Genomic DNA, 21,641 nt, shown 5'->3' with positions numbered 1-21,641 from the left:
GAGAAGATGGAATAATGAAAAAAGTAGAATTATTAGCTCCAGCAGGAAATTTAGAAAGTTTATATGCGGCAGTTCAAGCAGGGGCAGATGCTATTTATCTTGGAGGAAATAAGTTTTCTGCAAGGGCTTATGCTTCTAACTTTGATGACAAGACAATGGAAGAGGCAGTGGAATATTGCCATCTATATAATGTAAAGGTATATGTTACTATAAATACTATAATGAAAGAAAAGGAATTAAAAGAAGCTTGTAAATATGCTGAGTTTTTGTATAATGTAGGAGTAGATGCCCTTATAATACAAGATATAGGATTGGCATCTCTTTTAAGAGAAAAGCTTCCTGAACTTGAACTGCATGCTTCTACTCAAATGACAGTACATAATGGAGAAGCTGCTTTGTCTTTAAGCAAACTAGGTTTTAAAAGAATAGTACTTTCTAGAGAACTTTCATTAAAAGAAATAGAGTATATATCTAAAACTCTCAAAATAGAAACGGAAATATTTATACACGGAGCTCTTTGCGTTTGCTATTCTGGACAGTGTCTTATGAGCAGTATGATTGGAGGAAGAAGTGGAAATAGAGGCAGATGTGCCCAGCCCTGCAGGCTTCCCTATGAAATTGTAAATAAGAAAGATAAAGATAAGGATAAGGGGTATATTTTAAGTCCAAAAGATATGTGTACTATTGAAGATATTAAGGAAATAATAGAAAGTGGAGCAAGTTCCTTGAAAATAGAAGGAAGAATGAAAAGACCGGAATATGTGGCAGGAGTTGTATCGGAATATAGAAATGTCATTGATAATTTCTATCAAGACGGTAAAAAATTAAAGGATTTATCTTATATAGAAGGCAGTAAAAAAAGACTTTTGCAATTATTTAATAGACAGGGATTTTCAAAGGCTTACTTGTATAAAAATACTGGAAAAGATATGATGGCGTATTCTTTCCCTAAGAATACAGGTATAGAAATAGGTGAAGTAAATAGTGATAAAAGCGTTCTACTTACTGAAGATATATCAGAAGGAGATGGAGTGAGAATTGGAACTAGTGGTTTTACTATTTCTAAACTGGTGAAGTCCGGAAAAGAAACTGCAAAGGCTTATAAGGGAGAAAGGGTCAAAATCTTTCCAGCAAATTATAAAGCAGGAGATAGGATATATAAAACCTCTGACTTAATTCAGCTTCAAAAGTTAGAAAAGATATATGAAGATCATTATGGCAAGAAAATTAACTTATGTTTAAAAATACAATTTGAAGTTGGAAAGCCAGTTACTTTGTACTGCAATTACGATAAAAATGATTTTAGGGTAGAAGGACAAATAGTAGAAGAGGCTCTAAAGCAGCCTTTGAGCAAAGAGAGAATATATAAAAGTTTAAATAGAACTGGAAATAATATATTTAAATTTGATAGCATAGAATTTGAAATATTTCAACCTGGATTTTTGCCTATATCTGATTTAAATGAAATTAGAAGAAAACTTTTAGATGAAATCAAGCAATATATACTAAATAGAAATAAAAAAAGTAGTATTTCAAGCAAAAAAGTATATGGAGTATCTGTGCTGAAAAATAATCTTGATAAAGTATATTTACCGCCTAAAATGGTATTTGTAAATACTAATGAGCAATTAAAGGCAGTGATGGAATCAAGTTTTGAACACATATGCATAAATCCCTTTAAACAAATTAAAATAAATAATTTAAATAATCTTGAATCTAAAAAAATATATATTAAAGTTCCCAATATAGTTAAAAACGAATTTAATTATATAGAGAAATTTATAGATAAAAACTTAGATAAAATTGCAGGCATAGTTACTGCAAATTTAGGTATAATAAGTAAGTTTAGAAATAAGCTAAATATATTAGGTGATTATAAGTTAAACATAACAAACAGCTGTGCACTGGATTTTTATAGCAAAATTATGAATGGATCTTGTTTAAGTGTGGAACTAAGTAAACATGAAATAAATGAGCTAATTAGAAATAGTAATTTTAAAGCTCAAATGTTTGTATATGGAAAAGTGGAGCTTATGGTAAGTGAGTATTGTGCTATAGGAAGCACTTTTGGAGGTAAAACTACTTCTAAAAATTGTAAAGGTGCTTGTAAAGAAGGGGAGTTCTTTCTTATAGACAGAAAGAAAAAAGAGTTTCCATTAGACACGGATGAATTCTGCAGAAGCTACATATATAATTCTGTTGCAACTAACCTTATACCACATATAGAAGAACTTAGAAATATGGGAATTGATAGTTTTAGAGTAGATTTTATTGATGAAAATTATAGCAAGACTAAAAAAATATTAGAATGCTTTGAAAAAGAAGAATTTCATGGTGATTTTAGTGAGTTTACCAGAGGACATTATAAAAATAGTATAGAGTAAGGCTACGGGTAACACAAAATTAAAGTCATTTGATCTGAAGGGATTGGTAAATTTAAATGAACGAAAAATCATTAAAGGTTTTAGAATTTTATAAAGTTAAGGAAAGATTAAAGGATTACGCAAATACTGGAGCAGCTAAAGATTTAATAGAAAAATTAAGCCCTTATGACAACCTGTATGAAGTGAGAGAACATTTGCAGGAAACAAGAGAAGCTTTAAAACTTCTTGTAACTAAAGGCAATCCTCCTTTTGAAGGGGTTTATGATGTAAGACAGGGTATAAAAATGGCAGGAAAAGGTTCTACATTAATGCCAGGACAAATTCTTAAAATAGGAGCAATACTTAGGGCTGCGAGGAGAATTCAGAAGTATATAACTGTGTCGGAAGATGAAGAACATTTTAAAATTATAGAAGATATATGTGCAGGTATTGTTCCTTTAAAAAATTTAGAAGATGAAATTTTTATAGCTATAGAAAGCGAAGATGAAATATCTGATAAGGCAAGTTCTCTTCTCTACAATATTAGAAAAAGTCTAAAAGATAAAAATGCTTCAGTAAGAGATAGGGTAAATTCACTTATAAGAAGTTACTCTGATTATCTGCAGGATAACTTATATACCATGAGGGGAGACAGGTACGTGCTTCCTGTAAAAGCGGAAAATAAGTCATCCGTGCCAGGACTTGTCCATGATCAAAGCTCAAGTGGGGCAACTCTTTATATAGAACCTATGGGACTTGTAAATTTGAACAATGAAATAAAGGAACTAAAATTAAAGGAAAAAGCAGAGATAGATAGGATATTAGCTGAGCTATCTCAGCAAATATATGATAATATAACAGTGGTTGAAAGAGATGCAGATATAATATGGGAACTTGATTTTATATTTGCCAAAGCTAAATTTGGAAATGAGTTAAATGGAAATATTCCCAATGTAAGTGAAAATGGAGTAGTTAATATTATAGAAGGAAGGCATCCACTTATAAATAAAAAAACAGTAGTACCTATGGATGTATATATAGGTAGAAATTTTAGCTGTTTAGTTATAACAGGACCTAATACAGGAGGAAAAACTGTGACTCTTAAAACCATAGGACTTTTGCACATCATGGCACTAAGTGGACTTATGATACCTGCTAGGGAGAATTCTACCGTAGGGTTTTTTACAGAGGTATTTGCAGATATTGGAGATGAGCAGAGCATAGAGCAGAATTTATCTACATTTTCGTCACATATGACTAATATAGTAAATATTATTGAAAATTTTGATGAAAAATCTCTTGTATTGTTTGATGAATTAGGTGCAGGTACTGACCCTACAGAAGGTGCAGCTCTTGCAGTATCAATACTTGAAAATTTAAGAAAAAGAGGATGCACTATAGTAGCTACGACTCATTACAGTGAATTAAAAGTATATGCTTTAAAAAATGAGGGAGTAGAAAATGCATCTGTAGAATTTGACGTAGAAACTCTGAGACCTACTTATAGGCTTATGATAGGAGTACCAGGAAAGTCTAATGCCTTTGAAATATCCAAAAGACTTGGATTACCAGAGTTTATAATAGAAGATGCTAGAGAAAATATAGCTAGCGATGCCTTACAATTTGAAGATTTAATTCAAAGCCTTCAGGAAAAAAAATCAAAAGCTGAAACTTTTGCTAGAGAAGCAGAAATACTAAAAAGTGAGGCAGCTAAAATCAAAGAAAAATATGAAGAAAAAGCAAGTAAACTTCAAAATATAAGAGATAAGGCTATTATTGGAGCACAGAGAGAGGCAAAGGAAATAATAAGAAATTCTAAAGAAGAAGCAGATAAAATTCTAAAGGATATGAGAGAACTGGAAAGAATGGGATACACTTCTTCTGTAAGGCATAAATTAGAGGAAAATAGAAAAAAACTCAAGGATAGATTAGAGAAAACTGAAGAAAAGTTGTATGATAATAAAAATGATGTTGGAGAAGAGCTTAAATCTGTAAAAGAAGGGCAGGAAGTATTCATACCTTCATTAAATCAAAAAGCAGTTGTACTATCAAAACCTGACAGCAAAGGGGAAGTACAGGTTCAAGCAGGAATCATGAAAATAAGTGTGAAGTTGAAAGAATTGAGAGCTTCTAGTGGTAATTCAAAAAGTGAAAAGAAAAAGTTAAAAAGAGAAGCCAAATTAAATTTGAGAAATGTTTCAAGTTCAGTGGATTTAAGGGGAATGGACTCTATAGAGGCAACTTATACTGTAGACAAATATTTAGATGATGCATACATGGGAGGACTTAAAGAAGTTACTATAATACATGGTAAGGGTACCGGAGTGCTTAGAAATTCTATAACTGATATGTTGAAGAAGCATTCTCATGTAAAAAATCACAGGCTTGGAGAATATGGTGAAGGCGGTACAGGAGTTACAATAGTTGAATTGAAATAAGGAGTGTGGCTGGAGTGATATTAGTAAGTGCATGCTTGTGTGGCATTAATACTAAATATAATGGGGAAAATAATCTTTGTGAGAAAGTACTAAGTCTCGTGAAAGAAGGAAAGGCGCTACCACTATGTCCGGAACAGTTAGGTGGACTGAAGACTCCTAGAAATCCTTGCGAAATATGTGGTGGTACAGGTAAAGATGTGATAGATGGAAAAGCTGCTGTAATGAGTTCTACTGGAGAAAATTGTACAAGTGAATTTTTAAAAGGAGCCTATGAAACTTTAAAAGTAGCTAAGGCATGTAATATAAAAGAAGCTATTTTAAAGTCTAAAAGTCCCTCCTGTGGTTTTGGTAAAATTTATGATGGAAGCTTTAGTGGAAATATTATAGAGGGTGCTGGAGTAACGGCAGAACTTTTAAGCAAAAACAATATAAGGATATATGGAGAAGATGATTTTAATAAGGCATTTGAAAGAAAATAGGCTGGCATATGGATTAGTTATTTCTTTGAAAATGCCTAAACTTAATATTCAAATAAAATGAGTTATTTTTAATAAAATATTATTTGAAAGGGGTGAAGAACTGCTAAATATTAAAAAATTTAATATTTGGCGGCATTATTATGAACTATAAAGATATATTAAAAAATGCAAGGGAAAATTTAAATGGAAGCTGCAGGGTATGCCCTGCCTGTAATGGAAACGCCTGTGCTGGAGAAGTGCCAGGTATGGGAGGAAAGGGAACAGGAGATTCTTTTAAAGAAAATTTTAATTCTCTGAGCAAATGTAAATTAAATATGAGAGTTATACATGATGCTAAAGATCCTGACACCTCAATAGAGTTATTTGGAAAAAAGATGGACATACCTGTTTTTGCAGCACCTGTATCAGGAACTACTTTGAATATGGGTGGAAAGTTTACTGAGGAAGAGTATATTTCCTCGGTTATAGGAGGATGTCTGGATGCAGGAATATATCCTATGGTAGGAGATACAGCAGTAGATTCTTTTCTTATAACTAATCTTGAAAAGCTTAAAGAATTTAATGGAGAAGGTATAGCTGTAATAAAACCCTGGGAAAATAAAAATGTTATAAGTAAAATAAAACTTGCTGAAAAAGCAGGAGCTTTTGCAGTAGGAATGGATATAGATGCTGCAGGATTAATAACTTTAGCACTTCATGGAAAACCTGTGGGACCTAAGACTTTAGAAGAAATAAAAGAAGTTGTAGAAAGTACAAAACTTCCTTTTATACTAAAGGGAATAATGACTCCAGACGAAGCAGAACTTGCAGTTAAAGCTGGAGTAAGTGCCATAGTTGTTTCAAACCATGGTGGAAGAGTTTTAGATCAAACGCCTGGAGTGGCAGAGGTACTTCCAGAGATAGCGAAGTTAGTTAAAGGCAAGGTTACAATACTTGCAGATGGCGGCGTGAGAACTGGTGTGGATGTACTTAAAATGTTAGCTTTAGGAGCAGATGCCGTACTTATAGGAAGACCTTTTGTAACTGCATCCTTTGGAGGACAAAGAGAAGGAGTAAAGGTTTATGTAGAAAATTTAAAGAGTGAATTAAAATCAGCTATGGTTTTAACAGGATGTAAGTCTGTTAAAAATGTAGATGGTAGAATACTTTATAAATAGAATCTTACTTAGTGGGAAAATCAATAACTTCTGATTATAAAATCAGGGGTTATTTTTTTGTATCTAGAATTAAGAAATGGTACTACTTATAAGGTTCCCCTCGAAATTTTTATTGACAATAGCAAAACAAATAGTTTAGAAAAATGTAAAAACCAAAAAGGGCATTTCTGTCCTTAATGTTATTGTACAGTATAGAAATATTATAAGTTTTTATACTGATGTGCAGTTATTATTTAAAAGTATTTTTATAAGCTTTAAAACTATTAATTACTTCAGGGTTATCTCTAATAAATTCTAAAAAATCTTGAAAACATTTTGTTGTTTGCTTACTTACTGTATGCTCAATTTTTTCAGTTTCTTCCAAAACATTAGACTCTGAAACATCAAGTATCCTTAAAAAGTTTTCAATAATATTGTGACGATTTAATAATTCAGCTCCAAGAGCCTTTCCTTTCTTCTCAAGTATTAAAATTCCGTACTTTTCATATTTTAAAAGTTGCAATTCTGCTAATTTTTGTACCATTTTTGTAGCTGAAGGAGGCTGAACATTAAGTGCATGTGAAAGTTCATGAATTCTTGTAAATCCTGTATTTAAAGATAACCTATATATCATCTCAAGATAATCTTCCATGGAAGCAGTAAGATGTTTATCTTCCTTTTTCATATATTCATTAAAAGTGTAAAAATTATTTTTAGCCATATTTTCACCTACTTTCAGCTGTAGTCTTTTAATAAAGTATATGTTTGAGCAAATAAAAAATTGCTTTATTGGAACATTTTTTTTGTTATTACATAGTTTATATTAGAAAAAAATTTAGTCTTAGCTAACAAGGTTAACTAGTAATAACTATTTTATTTGTGATTAACATATCTAATAAGAAGGGTGGCATTTTAATGCAGAGTGAAAAAAGTTCAATTGATGTTAGTTTAAATCAACCAGGAGATATCTCTATAAAAAAAGATATAAATAGGAAAAATGTAATAGAACAAGGTAAAATAAAAGAATTAATAAAATTTTTAGGACCTGCTTTTGTTGTAAGTGTAGCATATATTGATCCTGGTAATTTTGCAACTAATATTAGCGGAGGATCAAAATTTAACTATACCTTAATTTGGGTAATTTTATGGAGTAATATAATGGCTATATTCTTACAAACTATGTCCGCTAAATTGGGGATAGCTACAGGACACAATCTTCCTGAAATGTGTGCCAAGGTATTCCCTAAAGCTGTAAACTGGGTGTTTTGGATTATTGCTGAGCTAGGAGCTATGGCAACAGATTTAGCAGAATTTCTTGGAGGAACATTAGGGCTATACTTATTGTTTCATATACCTATGATATATTCGGGACTTCTTACAGGAGTAATAACATTTATAATTTGCTATATGGAAAAGTATGGACAAAAAATGATAGAAATTATAATATCAACACTTGTTGCTGTAATCTCTATTGCATATATAATAGAGATATTTCTTGCTAAACCAGATTGGAGTCAAGTAGGCATCCATACAATAATTCCTATGCTGCCTAATGGTCAAGCTGTGTTAATTGCCGTAGGTATGCTTGGTGCAACAGTTATGCCTCATGTAATATACTTACACTCACAATTAGTTCAAGATAGAAGTATTGATTTGTCAGATAAAGGAAAATTAAACCATTTAAGAATGGAAAAAATAGATATTGCTATAGCTATGAATATAGCTTTTATTGTTAATGCTGCAATGGTTGTAGTATCGGCTGCAGTCTTTTATAAAAGCGGAATGATAGTAGATACAATGGAACAGGCTCATAAATCATTACAACCTTTAATAGGTTCTTTATCAAGTGGTGCATTTGGAATAGCATTGCTTGCATCAGGATTATCATCTTCAGCTGTGGGAACTCTCGCAGGTCAAACTATAATGAAAGGCTTTGTTAATTTAAGTATACCTATAAATTTAAGAAGACTTATAACAATGATACCAGCCCTAATTATTATTTCACTTGGAATTAATCCAATGTATGCTCTTGTTTTAAGTCAGGTAGCACTTAGTTTTATTTTGCCATTTCCAATAATTCAAATGTTAACTATAGCTAAACGTAAAGATTTGATGGGAATCTTAGTTAATAAAGGTTCTATACGACTGTTAGGTGTTCTAATAGCTACAATAATAATACTACTAAATATAGTACTTTTATACTTAACGTTTACTGGGCAGGCATAATATTTTCTCTTATTTTTGAGTATTATTTTGCAAGTGAATTTGTTAATTAGAAAGTAAGGGTTCGTTTATCGTACTTTAAAATTCGGGGTACGTTAAATAAAATATGGAAATGTTATCACAAACTACTTTACATTATGCAGTAGTTTGTGATAACATAAAAATGTACTACATTATATGAAGTAATCCTTATTATAAAGAAGAGGTGTGGAATGAAATTTGAAAAGGAAGTTTTAAAAGGGTATATAGACACAATGATACTGTCAGTTCTGTATGAAAGGGATATGTACGGTTATGAAATATCAAAGAGAATTAGAGAAAAGTCTAATGATGAATTTCAAATGAAAGAAACTACACTATATGTATGTTTAAAAAGATTAGAAAAGAAAAATTACATTGAAGGCTACTGGAATGATGAAAAAAATACTGGCGGGGGAAGGAGGCGTTACTATAAAATTTTAGAAGAAGGAAAAGAGATTTTTAAACAAAAGACAAAAGAATGGAAGGCATTACAAAAGATAATGAACCGTTTCGTTTTAGATACTGATGAGTAAAGAGTTGATTCAAATTAAGTTTGGGAGGGGAAGGTCATGGACAGAATTAATAACTACATTAAGCAAATTTATAAAAGCTTTAATAATAAAGATAAAGATGTTAAGATATTAAAAGAAGAAATGAAAACTCACTTGAATGAGCGAACAAAAGAGCTCCAGAATAAGGGATTAAATGAAGATGATAGTATTGATATTGCTATAAAAGAGTTTGGACCAGTAAAGGAAGTAGATGCTGAATTATCATTAATTATTTCAGAACAGAAAAAGTTTTGGAAGTGTTTGTTTTTATGTGCTATAATTATTTACTTAATAGGCGCTGCACTAGGGTTAACATATAATAAAAATTCGAATATCCTTTATAAAAATGGTTTTGGTACCCATTACTATAAACAGTCTTCCTACATAGTTGTAGCTGAAATAACGGATATTTTAAAAAACGAAGATAACTTTAGTAAAGACACTGAAAAAAAAATAACTGAAAAACTTGATAAATATAATTCTCAAAACAATAATGGCATTTATTATTGTTCTGTATGGAAAGATCATAAAGAATTATTTTCATATTATAGAGAAAATAAAATTCCAATGTCAGAAAAGAATTCTGATTTTAAAGTACCTTATATTTATGCTAAGGATAAAAAAACTTTAAAATATAGTGTTACCTTCAAGTATACAAATAGTCAAAATAAGCTAGACGATAAAGCAATGGCTGAGTATGACGATTTGTATTATAAGAGCATTTGGAGTAAATTTAGAAATTATAGCTATATATTATACCTTGCATCATGGATAGTATTTGCTATAGCATTTTTAGGCATAATTTATTCAGAAAAAAAATTACCTATATTTTTTATAGTATTAGTTTTTCTAGAAACTGGTGGGTTATTTTATCTACTCTTTGATAAACAAGGTTTGGTTGAATTTATGTCAAGATTTACTATAGCAGCAATAGTTATTACTGGATTAATATCTGCAATCTTATATAAAAAGATAAATTCAAGGAAAGTATTTTAAATTTGTTGATTTATGGCATACTAAGTTAAGCGTGGGCGACTTTTAAATGATTATTTTAAACAATATCATATTTGTACTTAGCTTATAGTTATCGAAAAGAACAAGGCGCATTACTTGTTAGTGCGCCTTGTTTCAATACATTGATTACTTTAATTTTATGGTGAACCTAGAGGCATCATATAATTTATAAAAGTCTTCTAGATTTTTTTTAAAGTTAGAATATCCATATAGGTTTTCAAAATGCCAAGCTCTAGATTTATTAAAAAATTTTTTGAATGTGATTTTCAATTTTGTCCTCATATTTTCCGAATATAAGTCAACTTTTAGTTATATAAATATATTTGAAATATGAAACATTAATAAATTCAAAATAATAAATAATTATGAAGTAAAAATTATCTATATAATTAGGAGAAATAATAAAATGAAAAGTACTAATATTTATGTTATTCATGGTTATACATCTTCCAATCAAGCAGAGTGGTTTCCATGGCTAAAAGAACAGTTTAAAAATAATCCTGTTAAAATTCATATTCCTAACATGCCTGATTCGGATAATCCTCATCTTGAATCCTGGCTTAAACATCTTCGTAAAAATGTTTTGGATATTGATGAAAATACGATATTTATTGGTCATAGTCTGGGATGTGTTACGGCACTTCGCTATGTTCTTGAAAAAAACATAAAAATTAAAGGTGCAATACTTGTTTCAGGTTTCATAAATGAAAATCCCATGGAGAAACAAACAGAAGGTCTACAAGAATTTGTAGATGGACCACTTGACATTGAAAGAATAAAAAGTCTAGTTCAATCAAGAATTGTTATTACTGCAAAAGATGATGATATTGTTCCAACCAAAGCAACACAAAAATTAGCCCAAGAGTTAGATGCAAATCTTATGATCCTTTCATCAGGAAAGCATTTTATTGCTCGTGATGGATATATTGATTTTCCTGTTTTATTGAATGAAATCCAGAATTTAATTAATGCTTAATATTCTCATTGTAAATTTTAGGGTCGGTGTGATTATATTCATAATGTTTTTATTTTATAAGTGATCATTTAAATGAAAGTATCTAATAAAAATTGACTTGCATTAGATTTAAGTGATATAATATGAGCTAAATATTCAAAACTGCGATGAGAAGAAGTAGAAATCATAAGTTTTCAACAGAAAGCTACCGGTTGATGAGAGGGGTAGAAAACAGATTTTGAAATACATCTCTGAGTGGTACACTGAAAAGATTTATATCTTAGTAGGTTGTTGCCGGGTGCGACCGTTACATCGCTAGGGTATAAGCCTTTTGTGCCGTACCCGATGAGGTTTATACAGTGATGTATAAATAAATTTTGAGGTGGTAACACGTGAGTAAAACTCCCGTCCTTTGCGTAATGCAGCGGACGGGAGTTTTTAATTTTTTGTTTATAAGAAAGGATGACAGAAATGAAAGATGTTGAAGAACAGTTTAAAATTATTATGAAAGGTGTAAGTCAGGTTGTGAGCGAAAAAAATTTAAAGCGAAAGCTGGAGAAAAGTGTGTCCTCAGGAATTCCTCTTAGAATTAAGCTCGGACTAGATCCTTCTGCACCAGATATACATCTTGGTCATGCAGTTGTACTTAGAAAAATCAAACAAATGCAAGATTTAGGACATCAAGCAGTAATCATAATTGGTGATTTCACTGGAAAAATTGGTGATCCTTCAGGAAAAAGCAAAACCCGCAGACAATTGACAACGGAGCAGGTGATTGAAAATGCTAGGACTTATGAAAAACAGGTATTTAAAATACTTGATAGAGATAAAACAGAAGTTAGGTTTAATAGCGAATGGTTATCTAAGCTTAATTTTGAAGATGTGCTAAAGCTTGCTGGAAAAGTTACTGTTGCAAGAATACTAGAAAGAGATGATTTTGAGAAAAGATATAAAAACAATAAACCTATAGGATTACATGAATTTTTTTATCCATTGATGCAGGCGTATGACTCTGTGGCGGTAAAGGCAGATATTGAAATGGGTGGTACAGATCAAACCTTCAATGTTTTAATGGGGCGTACACTACAAGGAGATTATAGCCAGGAAAGTCAAATAGCTCTATTTATGCCTTTACTTGAAGGTACGGATGGTGTTGAAAAAATGAGTAAAAGTTTAGGAAATTATATTGGAATATGTGAGGATGCCATTTCAATTTACCAAAAGATAATGACTATCCCAGATAATCTCATTATTAAATACTTTGAACTTGCCACAGATATTCATCCAGATGAAGTTGAAGCAATTAAGTTAAAGCTTAATAATACAGAAACAAACCCCCGGGATATTAAAATGCAGCTTGCAAAAGAAATAACAACCTTATATTGCGGAGTAAGTGAAGCAGAATCTGCTGAAGAGCATTTTAAGACTGTATTTCAAAAAAATCTCATTCCAAATGATATTGACGAATTTATTTTGTCTCAAGATTGCTTTGCATCAAATGACGAGGTGAATTTAGTAAAAATTATTACAGGAAGTGGAATTGCAGCTAGTAATAGTGAGGCTAAGCGCCTTATAGATCAAAATGCTGTAAGAATAAATGGTAAGAAGTATAATAATTTTCTAATGCAAAATTCAGGTAATAGTTTTGTTATTCAGGTTGGAAAGTCTAAGTTTGTTAAGGTAAGGAATGTTTAGTAATATCTATACATGAGGTCTAAGCAAAAAATCAACTTATACTAATGTTAGTTAGTACAGAATAGTACTTTATAACGAAGAAAAGTTATTTGTATGTAAAGGAGTAATTAAATATGAAAATATATATCGTTGGTTCAGTATCAAGTGGCAAGTTAACACTTGCAGAAAAATTGTCCCTAATATTAAAAATCCTTTACCAACCAATTGATGAAATTGTACATATCTCTGATAAATTAAACCCTTGGGGTAATCGCAAAAGACCCGTTAAGGAAAGGGATAATCTGTTTTATTCAATAATATAGCAACCAAGTTGGATTATCGAAGATACAGGGAGATCTTGTTTTGAAGAGGGGTTAAAGATGGCAGATACAATTATCTTACTTGAAATTTCGCCGAAATTAGGGAATTACAGGATTATTAAACGCTGGGTAAAGCAACGACTTGGTATTGAAGAATGTATTTATAATCCACGATACCAAATGCTTAAATGTATGTTGCAATGGTCAAAAAATTATAATGAAGGAAAAGACAATTTAAAAGATAGAATTTCCCCATACAAAGAAAAAGTTATTACTTTAAAAAACAATAAGGATATTCATATATTTCTTGAGGAATGTCTTAATACAAAAAAATTAGCATAATGTTGGTACGCAACATGAAGTTTATATGCATTAATCTATAAAGTCAAATATATGAATGTTCTTTGAAAATTAAACAATATGGTGTATAATGTAATTAATGTTGTTAAAAGGAGATAATTGGTTATGTTAAGAACCAGAACTAAAATTATACTTACAATTCCAGTGTGTATTTTATCACTTATTTTAATATTACTTTTAGCTATGTTTTTTAGTAACTCTAATGGAAGAGGAAGTTTTACATCTACTAAATCCATTGAATATAATACTAAGAATAGAATGATAATGTATTACTTTAGTTTTATTGGTTACAAATATACTCCTATAAGTCTTAAAAAGGGTGATAAATTGGTCTTAGATGTATCAGTAACTACCAAAGAAGGTAACTTAAAAGTAAGTTTAGAAAATGAAAATAATAAGGAATTATTTAGCACTGAAAATCCTAAAAAACATATTACTAAAACAGTTAATATAAATGAGAATGGTAATTACAAAATACAAGTTGAAGGAAAACATCAAGGTGGCTATAATGTTAAATGGAATATAGAAAGTTAATTAACAGTTTTCTTATTTAATATAACAATTAAAAAGTGAATAATTTACTGAAGCACCGTATTATTTTAAAAAAATTTTACGGTGTTTTTATGTTCGCAAATCAAATAATTATGTTTGTGTATTACAAATTTATGATAGATAGATTTTTAATTATAAAGAAGTAAAGGATATATATGACCATATCGAAAAATATATACGTAAAACATCGTTAGAGAAATCCTATTATTTAGAAGATAAAAATAGAAAATATTTTTTTAAACTGGAGATTTTTGAAAGAGCGAAAAGCTTTAAAATTCGGGGTACGTTAAATGGAATATGGAAATATTATCACAAACTACTTTACATTATACAGTAGTTTGTGATAATATAAAAATGTACTACATTATATGAAGTAATCCTTATTATAAAGAGGAGGTGCAAAATGGAATTTGAAAAGGAAGTTTTAAAAGGGTATATAGACACACTGATACTGTCAGTTCTGTATGAAAATGATATGTACGGTTATGAAATATCAAAGAGAATTAGAGAAAAGTCTAATGATGAATTTCAAATGAAAGAAACTACACTATATGTATGTTTAAAAAGATTAGAAAAGAAAAATTACATTGAAGGCTACTGGAATGATGAAAAAAATACTGGCGGGGGAAGGAGGCGTTACTATAAAATTTTAGAAGAAGGAAAAGAGATTTTTAAAGAAAAGACAAAAGAATGGAAGGCATTACAAAAGATAATGAACCGTTTCGTTTTAGATACTGATGAGTAAAGAATTGATTCAAATTAAGCTTGGGAGGGGAAGGTCATGGACAGAATTAATAACTACATTAAGCAAATTTATAAAAGTTTTAATGATAAAGATAAAGATGTTAAGATATTAAAAGAAGAAATGAAAACTCACTTGAATGAAAGAACAAAAGAGCTCCAGAGTAAGGGATTAAATGAAGATGATAGTATTGATATTGCTATAAAAGAGTTTGGACCAGTAAAGGAAGTAGATGCTGAATTATCATTGATTATTTCAAAACAGAAAAAGTTTTGGAAGTATTTGTTTTTATGTGCTATAGTTATTTATTTAATTGGTGCTGCACTAAGTTTAATATATAATAAAAATAGGATTACTTTTTTAAAAGACGGTTTTGGTACCCAATACTATAAACAGTCTTCCTACATAATTAAGGATGAGCTAGCGGATATTTTAAAAAACGAAGATAACTTTAGTAAAGACACTGAAAAAAAGATAACTGAGAAACTTGATAAATATAATTCTCAAAACAATAATGGTATTTATTATTGTTCTGTATGGAAAGATCATAAAAAATTCTTTTCATATAATAAAGAAAATGAAATTCCAATATCAGAAAGGGATTCTGGTTTTGAAACATCCTTTATCTATGCTAATGATGAAAAAACTTTAAAATATAATGTTACTTTCAAGTATACACATAGTCAAGATAAACTAGATGATAAAGCAATGGATGAGTATGGAAATTTGTATAGTAAGACCATTTGGAGTAAATTTGAGTATTATAGCTATATAGTATACTTTGCATCATGGATAGTATTTGCTATAGCATTTTTAGGTATAATTTATTCAGAAAGGAAATTACCTATATTTTTTATAGTATTAGTTTTTCTAGAAACTTGCGGTTTATTTTGCATACTCTTTGATGATAATAACCATGGTTGGATGGGATTTATGTCAAGATACACCATAGCAGCAATAGTTATTACTGGATTAATAGCTGCAATCTTATGTAAAAAGATAAATTCAAGGAAAGTATTTTAAATTTATCAATTTAGGGTATATTAAGTTAAGTATGTGCAACTTTTAAATGATTATTTTAAACAATATTATATTTGTACTTAGCTTATAGTTTTCGGAAAGAAAAGGCGCATTACTTGTTAGTGCGCCTTGTTTCAATACATTGATTACTTCAATTTTATGGTAAACTTAGAAGCATCATATAATTTATAAAAGTCTTCTAGATTTGATGTACCTATTTTGTATTTTTTATCCTTAGAGACACCTTTAAAATACATTATAAAGTCATGCTGATTTGATGGATTTATGTTAGTATTATATCTATTTTCACTGATTATACTTTTATTAGTTTGTTCATCTAATAAAAGTAATTTTTGTGATTGCTCAATAGGTATTTTTCCTTCAGCAGAATAGTAGACTTTTAAAACATCATTATCCCATTCTAGTTTGTTCACTATTAATTTCCCTAGTTCTCCTTGAGATAGTTCAAGTGGAAGTTTATCCATATTATAAAATCTTGGAGGTACATAATCTTCTTTATAGTCAAAAGGCAAAAAAGTGAGTGATTTTGTATTGCGGTTTGTTAATGCATTATAATAAAGTTCTCCATGGGATCCATCTCCAGAGCCGCTTTGAGAAATTATCATATTACCACTATCATCAAATAAAAAACAAGAATGCCTAGAAATATCTCCATCAACTTCTATACTAGTAGATAAGGGGGTGATACATATCCTTTTTATTCTATACTTTGTATTTCCAATGCTAATATTTTTGTTAACATTATAAGTTTTAGTTTCTTTTTCTATATCCTTATTATCTACTTTGATATTGAATTTCCAGTTACCGTTTAATCCAGCTATTTGAGTAATATTCATAGATAAATAGAATGTATTTGGAAAGTTATGTTTCATTATATCTATTTCCATAACACCATCATATCTTTTATCACCAATTTGATTTTCACTTCCTATAGAATCACCAAAGGTAAAATTTTTTTCATTAATTTTCAACATTCCCGTAATTCCACCTGGAACGTTCAATGTGTTTTTTAAACTATTGTCACCAATGATAGAATAAGAAATCATAATTTTATTATTGTCACTTGCTATTTCATTAATTACAAATTTAATATTTTTATCATAGGCTGTTAGACTAACGTGCTGAGTATATTTTTTATAGTCTGCATAATCACCTCGTATATTTGCTATTGATTGCGTTAGAGATTCCTTTATATTAACAGCTAAGGTAGGATTACTTATTGCAGCGGTACTTAAACATATTAATATACATGCTGTAACAGCATATTTTATTTTGTTCTTTCTTTTTTGTAATTTCTTTTTAAGGTTCTTTTTAATTCTTTTTGAGGTTAAATCATCTAATTCAAAGCTTTCATCAAACTTATCATCAATTTCAGCATAATTTAGTAACTCAAATATAATATCTTCATCACTATTTACAGTTCCCATATAATTACCTCCCCATAAGCTTTTCCCATTTATTTTTTATAAATTTTCTGCCCCTAGATAATCTATTGTCAATTACAGTTCTGGGTAGATTTAAATATTCAGCAATATTGTTAATATTTTCATTTAGAATATATCGCTTTATAAATATTTGTCTGTCAACTTCACTCATGTTTTTTATAATACCTAGAATAGTATTAACATCATTAGTTTGAATGATTTTTTCCTCAATATTATCATTGGATATTGCTGTATCATCTTTAAGTTCAACGGCTTTAGGTGTTTTATTTAGCTTCCTTATGTAGTCAATTGCTTTATATTTTGATATAGCAACAAGCCATTTTTTAAAAGTTGTAATATTAGCATCATATTTGGCGGCACTTTTCCAAAGTGATATAAAAATATCACTTACGCACTCTTCAATATCCTGCTTAGATGCTGTATCTTTTAATAAATCAAAAACTACCATATATACCAATCCAACATATTTTGAATAAGTGTAATCCAATGCTTTACTATTTTTTCGCTTTAGTTCACTTATATAATTACTTTCATCTATCTTCATCATATACCTCCCGAAGAGCTATTCATAAATCTAATACGATGGTTAATACGTATTTCTATCAAACATGAATAAAATAATTATACAAAAAAATAAAATTACACGGAGAGATATTTTTACAATAATGAAGCCCATTTAAATATTTTTCATATAAGTCTTAGTAAAAAATTTTTGAAAAACTTATGGCTTTTGAATTGTCTGAGGTACGAGTTTTCAAAAGTTATTAGTTTTTTTCAAAATTTTTTACTTGGACTTATCAAAATATTTAATGGGCTGAAGGTTGTAAAAATATCCGCAGTGTAATTTTATTTTTGTTTGAGAAATTATTTTACTACTTTGATATATTCAACTTCAGGGTCTTCTGTGCCTTGAACATACAATCCAGTATCTTTTAGTTCTTGCACGTAGTCTACAATTTCTTTTGTTATTTCTTCACCCGGGCAAAGCACTGGTATTCCAGGAGGATATGCCATTAAAAATTCTCCACTTATCATACCTATGCTGTCTTTTAACAGCACCGGCGTTTTTTCAGAATTAAAAGCATCTCTCGGAATTTTTAATTGTACTGGTATAGAAGGCATATCCAGAAAGTCTGATTTTCTAGTTCCTCTCCCATAGTATTCTGTACTTACTTCTTCTAGAGAATTTATAAGGGCATCTATATTTTCTTTAGTATCGCCAAAAGAACCAACAGCTAAAATATTATATAAATCTGAGAGTTCCATTTGTATATGATACTTATTTGATAAAATCATATCTAAGTCATAGCCTGTAATACCTAAATCTCTACAGGTTATGGTTATTTTGGTAGGATCAAGGGACACTACGCCGGGATTACCAACTATTTCTTCACCAAAACAGTAGAAGCCTGGTACATTGTTGATTTTATACCTGGCATAACTTGACAGGTCAATAGCTTTACTCAGCAATTCTTTTCCATGGAGAGCTATTTGCCTTCTGGCACAATCCAGCGAAGCCATTAAGACATAAGAAGGTGAAGTTGTTTGCAGTAGAGATAAAACTTGTTGAACTTTGTGTATATCAATACGCTCTGAACGAACGTGAAGCAGCGAACACTGAGTCATAGCACCTATTATTTTATGAGTACTTTGGGAACACATATCGGCACCAGCTTGCATAGCTGATATTGGCAAATTATCGTTAAAACCAAGGTGTGGTCCATGGGCCTCGTCTACAATTAAAGGAATATCATAATTGTGTACTATATCTGATATTTTTTTAATGTCTGCAGCTACTCCGTAATAGGTGGGATTTATAATTAAAACAGCCTTTGCATCAGGATTTTGTTTTAAAGTATTTTCTACGGTTTCAGAAGTAACACCATGGGCAATTCCTATTGTTTTATCTAGTTCAGGTTGCATATATACAGGTATTGCACCACTTAATATAATTCCAGCAGTAACGGATTTGTGCACGTTTCTTGGAATTATTATTTTATCTCCTGAATTCACTACAGACATGATCATGGTTTGTATAGCACCAGATGTTCCATGTATTGAAAAAAAAGCAGCATCAGAGCCATAGGCATCTGCAGCTAATTGCTGTGCCCTTTTTATTGGACCAGTAGGATGGTGAAGACTATCCACTAATTTAAATACAGTAACGTCAATTTTAAAGGGGTTTTCTCCCATGAAGTTTTTAAACTCTTCGTCTATACCGTTCCCTTTTTTATGACCTGGCACATGAAAAGGAATGGTATTCCTATTTACATATTCCATTAATGCATCAAACAGTGGAGTTTCACTTTGATCTAATTTATACACCTTGATAAACACCTTCCTTCAAAAAAAATACCCTTTAACTCTTGGAATTAAAGGGATAACCATACTTAGTAAAAACTAATATCATTATATGTTAATTCATATAGAGATTCAATAATACCAATTTATATAAATAAATTAACCTAAAATTAAGAAATAAGTTATATATATATATTATGAGGTAAAAATATGGTTGTATACATGTTTTTAGATATAGTTTATAGTATAATAGTAAATGTTAAATATTGCATATAGGAGGTAAAGATAATGTATAGAGAAAAATATGAATATTGGTTGAGTTCACCTTATGTGGATGATGATGGAAAAATAGAACTAAAAAATATAGAAGATGAAAAGGAAATAGAAGATAGATTTTATAAGGATTTGGAATTTGGCACAGGAGGTCTTAGAGGCGTAATAGGTATAGGCAGTAATAGAATGAATATATATACTGTTGGAAAAGCTACAGAAGGATTATCAAAATATCTTATAAAGAAATATAATACAAGTATTTCCGTATGCATAGCTTATGATTGTAGAATAATGTCCAAGGAATTTGCAGAGGCTGCTGCAAGTAATTTATGTGCCAATGGTATAGAAGTAAATCTTTTTAAAACTCTCCATCCAACACCAATGCTCTCCTATGCGGTAAGAGAACTTAAGAGTAAGGCAGGTGTTGTTATAACAGCATCTCATAACCCAAAGCAATATAATGGATATAAGGTATATGGGGAAGATGGTGGACAGGTAACAGATGATTTTGCAAATGAAATACTATCTTGTATAGAAAGTATCAGTGATTTTTCAGAAATAAAACATATGGATTTAAAAGAAGCTGAAAACAAAGGTATACTTCATATGTTGGGAGAAAATATAGATAAATCCTATATAGAGAAAGTAAAGAACCTTGCTATAAGGAAAGATCTTATAGAGGCACATGCAAAAGATTTAAAAATAATATATACTCCACTGCATGGAACTGGTAATATTCCAGTGAGAAGGGCGCTTAAGGAACTTGGATATGAAAATGTGAATATAGTAAAAGAACAGGAAAGCCCAGATGGGAGTTTTCCAACAGCAGAATATCCTAATCCAGAAGATCCTAGAGTTTTTAAACTGGCTTTAGATATGGCACAGGCTATAAAGCCAGATATAATATTTGGAACAGATCCAGATTGTGATAGAATAGGGATAGTAGTGAAGAATGTAGAAGGCCAGTATAAAACACTTACTGGAAATCAAGTAGGTGTTCTTTTAACCCATTATATTCTTTCATCCTTAAAGGAAATTGATAAATTGCCGAAAAATGGTGTTGTGGTAAAAACTATAGTAACTACGGAGATGGTTCAAGATATAGCAAAAGAATATGGAGTAGAATTAGTAAATGTGTTAACTGGATTCAAATATATAGGAGAAAAAATAAAAGAATTTAAAAGCAAGGAAAATAAAGAGTATATATTTGGATTTGAAGAAAGCTACGGCTATCTGGCAGGAGATTTTGTAAGAGACAAGGATGCTGTAATTGCAGCTACGCTTATATGTGAAATGACGCTGTACTATAAAACGAAGGGCATGAGTCTTTACGAGGCTCTATTAAATCTGTATAAAAAATATGGATTTTATAAAGAAAAGTTGATTTCAGTAGAACTTAAAGGAAGAGAAGGTCACGAAAAAATAGAAAAAATTCTCCAGTACATGAGGCATTCCATGAAAAGAACACTTGGTGATGCAAAAATAGTTAAAAAATTAGATTATAAGTTAAGTGTAGAAAAAGATTTAATAAATATAAATGAAAATATAATACATTTACCTAAGTCAAATGTGCTGAAATTTATTATGGAGGATAAGTCTTGGTTTGTAGTTAGGCCTTCGGGAACGGAACCTAAAATAAAAATTTATCTTTCAATAATAGGAAACAGCTTGAAAGATGCTGAAGAAAAAATGAATGTATTTGAGAAAAGAGTTATGAAAATAATAGACGATGTAAATTGCTAATAAATTGTGT

General features: G+C 30.2%; 19 protein-coding genes and 1 other annotated feature. Of the genes, 15 read left to right on the top strand and 4 right to left on the bottom strand.

The window, feature by feature from the left end; translation table 11 throughout:
• The first annotated feature begins 14 nt into the window (after nt 1-14).
• The 4 genes from CLAU_RS06395 (at nt 15) to CLAU_RS06380 (ending at nt 6,437) form a co-directional block, all read left to right on the top strand.
• Nucleotides 15-2,384, top strand: a complete 2,370-nt coding sequence (locus CLAU_RS06395; RefSeq protein WP_013240067.1) for a U32 family peptidase — start codon at nt 15-17, stop codon at nt 2,382-2,384.
• 56 nt (nt 2,385-2,440) lie between these two features.
• Nucleotides 2,441-4,801 (top strand): endonuclease MutS2, encoded by a 2,361-nt coding sequence (locus CLAU_RS06390; RefSeq protein WP_013240066.1) that lies wholly within the window; start codon nt 2,441-2,443, stop codon nt 4,799-4,801.
• A 14-nt stretch (nt 4,802-4,815) separates the two neighbouring features.
• Entirely contained in the window at nt 4,816-5,280 is a 465-nt protein-coding gene (locus tag CLAU_RS06385) for a 2-thiouracil desulfurase family protein (RefSeq protein WP_013240065.1), read from the top strand.
• 140 nt (nt 5,281-5,420) lie between these two features.
• Nucleotides 5,421-6,437 (top strand): alpha-hydroxy-acid oxidizing protein, encoded by a 1,017-nt coding sequence (locus tag CLAU_RS06380; RefSeq protein ID WP_013240064.1) that lies wholly within the window; start codon nt 5,421-5,423, stop codon nt 6,435-6,437.
• 229 nt (nt 6,438-6,666) lie between these two features.
• On the opposite strand, the gene mntR is transcribed toward CLAU_RS06380, so the two are convergent.
• On the bottom strand, nt 6,667-7,137 hold the full coding sequence (mntR, locus tag CLAU_RS06375; RefSeq protein ID WP_013240063.1) for a transcriptional regulator MntR: 471 nt from the start codon (nt 7,135-7,137) through the stop codon (nt 6,667-6,669).
• Between the two features lie 194 nt (nt 7,138-7,331).
• Here mntR and CLAU_RS06370 point away from each other — a divergent pair, with 194 nt between their 5' ends.
• The 10 genes from CLAU_RS06370 to CLAU_RS06325 all read left to right on the top strand — a co-directional run bounded on the left by CLAU_RS06370 (nt 7,332) and on the right by CLAU_RS06325 (nt 15,851).
• Entirely contained in the window at nt 7,332-8,642 is a 1,311-nt protein-coding gene (locus tag CLAU_RS06370) for an Nramp family divalent metal transporter (protein WP_013240062.1), read from the top strand.
• Between the two features lie 209 nt (nt 8,643-8,851).
• Entirely contained in the window at nt 8,852-9,193 is a 342-nt protein-coding gene (locus CLAU_RS06365) for a PadR family transcriptional regulator (RefSeq protein ID WP_013240061.1), read from the top strand.
• A 36-nt stretch (nt 9,194-9,229) separates the two neighbouring features.
• Complete coding sequence (locus tag CLAU_RS06360; protein WP_013240060.1) at nt 9,230-10,207, top strand: permease prefix domain 1-containing protein; 978 nt, start codon at nt 9,230-9,232, stop codon at nt 10,205-10,207.
• Between the two features lie 424 nt (nt 10,208-10,631).
• The gene (locus CLAU_RS06355) at nt 10,632-11,201 is read left to right on the top strand and encodes an RBBP9/YdeN family alpha/beta hydrolase (protein WP_013240059.1); all 570 of its coding nucleotides are present in this window, start codon (nt 10,632-10,634) and stop codon (nt 11,199-11,201) included.
• A 134-nt stretch (nt 11,202-11,335) separates the two neighbouring features.
• Nucleotides 11,336-11,596 (top strand) — a binding site (T-box leader).
• Between the two features lie 55 nt (nt 11,597-11,651).
• Nucleotides 11,652-12,875, top strand: coding sequence for a tyrosine--tRNA ligase (gene tyrS, locus CLAU_RS06350; protein WP_013240058.1), 1,224 nt, complete (start codon nt 11,652-11,654; stop codon nt 12,873-12,875).
• 113 nt (nt 12,876-12,988) lie between these two features.
• The gene (locus CLAU_RS06345; protein WP_013240057.1) at nt 12,989-13,177 is read left to right on the top strand and encodes a hypothetical protein; all 189 of its coding nucleotides are present in this window, start codon (nt 12,989-12,991) and stop codon (nt 13,175-13,177) included.
• Nucleotides 13,178-13,234: 57 nt separating this feature from the next.
• Nucleotides 13,235-13,516, top strand: a complete 282-nt coding sequence (locus tag CLAU_RS06340; RefSeq protein ID WP_013240056.1) for a P-loop NTPase family protein — start codon at nt 13,235-13,237, stop codon at nt 13,514-13,516.
• Nucleotides 13,517-13,639: 123 nt separating this feature from the next.
• Nucleotides 13,640-14,068 carry a hypothetical protein gene (locus CLAU_RS06335; protein ID WP_013240055.1) on the top strand — a complete coding sequence of 143 codons (429 nt, stop codon included), beginning with the start codon at nt 13,640-13,642 and terminating at the stop codon, nt 14,066-14,068.
• A 421-nt stretch (nt 14,069-14,489) separates the two neighbouring features.
• Complete coding sequence (locus CLAU_RS06330) at nt 14,490-14,831, top strand: PadR family transcriptional regulator (RefSeq protein WP_013240054.1); 342 nt, start codon at nt 14,490-14,492, stop codon at nt 14,829-14,831.
• Nucleotides 14,832-14,867: 36 nt separating this feature from the next.
• Complete coding sequence (locus CLAU_RS06325; protein WP_013240053.1) at nt 14,868-15,851, top strand: permease prefix domain 1-containing protein; 984 nt, start codon at nt 14,868-14,870, stop codon at nt 15,849-15,851.
• Between the two features lie 143 nt (nt 15,852-15,994).
• Here the strand turns inward: CLAU_RS06325 and CLAU_RS06320 are convergent, their stop codons facing one another.
• The 3 genes from CLAU_RS06320 to CLAU_RS06310 all read right to left on the bottom strand — a co-directional run bounded on the left by CLAU_RS06320 (nt 15,995) and on the right by CLAU_RS06310 (nt 19,639).
• Nucleotides 15,995-17,296, bottom strand: coding sequence for a DUF4179 domain-containing protein (locus CLAU_RS06320; protein ID WP_013240052.1), 1,302 nt, complete (start codon nt 17,294-17,296; stop codon nt 15,995-15,997).
• A gap of 4 nt (nt 17,297-17,300) precedes the next feature.
• Nucleotides 17,301-17,858 (bottom strand): sigma-70 family RNA polymerase sigma factor, encoded by a 558-nt coding sequence (locus tag CLAU_RS06315; RefSeq protein ID WP_013240051.1) that lies wholly within the window; start codon nt 17,856-17,858, stop codon nt 17,301-17,303.
• Nucleotides 17,859-18,178: 320 nt separating this feature from the next.
• Complete coding sequence (locus CLAU_RS06310; protein WP_013240050.1) at nt 18,179-19,639, bottom strand: aminotransferase class I/II-fold pyridoxal phosphate-dependent enzyme; 1,461 nt, start codon at nt 19,637-19,639, stop codon at nt 18,179-18,181.
• 264 nt (nt 19,640-19,903) lie between these two features.
• Between CLAU_RS06310 and CLAU_RS06305 the strand changes: the two genes are divergently transcribed.
• On the top strand, nt 19,904-21,631 hold the full coding sequence (locus tag CLAU_RS06305) for a phospho-sugar mutase (RefSeq protein ID WP_013240049.1): 1,728 nt from the start codon (nt 19,904-19,906) through the stop codon (nt 21,629-21,631).
• Nucleotides 21,632-21,641 lie beyond the last annotated feature (10 nt).

This window comes from Clostridium autoethanogenum DSM 10061 (assembly GCF_001484725.1).
Classification (GTDB): domain Bacteria; phylum Bacillota; class Clostridia; order Clostridiales; family Clostridiaceae; genus Clostridium_B; species Clostridium_B ljungdahlii.
This window is presented reverse-complemented; position numbering and strand designations above follow the sequence as displayed.

What these genes read in the sequence shown, in the direction of transcription:
- CLAU_RS06395 (WP_013240067.1), top strand. Translation starts at nt 15, where the DNA reads ATGAAAAAAGTAGAATTATTAGCTCCAGCAGGAAATTTAGAAAGTTTA.
- CLAU_RS06390 (WP_013240066.1), top strand. Translation starts at nt 2,441, where the DNA reads ATGAACGAAAAATCATTAAAGGTTTTAGAATTTTATAAAGTTAAGGAA.
- CLAU_RS06380 (WP_013240064.1), top strand. Translation starts at nt 5,421, where the DNA reads ATGAACTATAAAGATATATTAAAAAATGCAAGGGAAAATTTAAATGGA.
- mntR (WP_013240063.1), bottom strand. Translation starts at nt 7,137, where the DNA reads ATGGCTAAAAATAATTTTTACACTTTTAATGAATATATGAAAAAGGAA.
- CLAU_RS06370 (WP_013240062.1), top strand. Translation starts at nt 7,332, where the DNA reads ATGCAGAGTGAAAAAAGTTCAATTGATGTTAGTTTAAATCAACCAGGA.
- CLAU_RS06365 (WP_013240061.1), top strand. Translation starts at nt 8,852, where the DNA reads ATGAAATTTGAAAAGGAAGTTTTAAAAGGGTATATAGACACAATGATA.
- CLAU_RS06360 (WP_013240060.1), top strand. Translation starts at nt 9,230, where the DNA reads ATGGACAGAATTAATAACTACATTAAGCAAATTTATAAAAGCTTTAAT.
- CLAU_RS06355 (WP_013240059.1), top strand. Translation starts at nt 10,632, where the DNA reads ATGAAAAGTACTAATATTTATGTTATTCATGGTTATACATCTTCCAAT.
- tyrS (WP_013240058.1), top strand. Translation starts at nt 11,652, where the DNA reads ATGAAAGATGTTGAAGAACAGTTTAAAATTATTATGAAAGGTGTAAGT.
- CLAU_RS06345 (WP_013240057.1), top strand. Translation starts at nt 12,989, where the DNA reads ATGAAAATATATATCGTTGGTTCAGTATCAAGTGGCAAGTTAACACTT.
- CLAU_RS06340 (WP_013240056.1), top strand. Translation starts at nt 13,235, where the DNA reads ATGGCAGATACAATTATCTTACTTGAAATTTCGCCGAAATTAGGGAAT.
- CLAU_RS06335 (WP_013240055.1), top strand. Translation starts at nt 13,640, where the DNA reads ATGTTAAGAACCAGAACTAAAATTATACTTACAATTCCAGTGTGTATT.
- CLAU_RS06330 (WP_013240054.1), top strand. Translation starts at nt 14,490, where the DNA reads ATGGAATTTGAAAAGGAAGTTTTAAAAGGGTATATAGACACACTGATA.
- CLAU_RS06325 (WP_013240053.1), top strand. Translation starts at nt 14,868, where the DNA reads ATGGACAGAATTAATAACTACATTAAGCAAATTTATAAAAGTTTTAAT.
- CLAU_RS06320 (WP_013240052.1), bottom strand. Translation starts at nt 17,296, where the DNA reads ATGGGAACTGTAAATAGTGATGAAGATATTATATTTGAGTTACTAAAT.
- CLAU_RS06315 (WP_013240051.1), bottom strand. Translation starts at nt 17,858, where the DNA reads ATGAAGATAGATGAAAGTAATTATATAAGTGAACTAAAGCGAAAAAAT.
- CLAU_RS06305 (WP_013240049.1), top strand. Translation starts at nt 19,904, where the DNA reads ATGTATAGAGAAAAATATGAATATTGGTTGAGTTCACCTTATGTGGAT.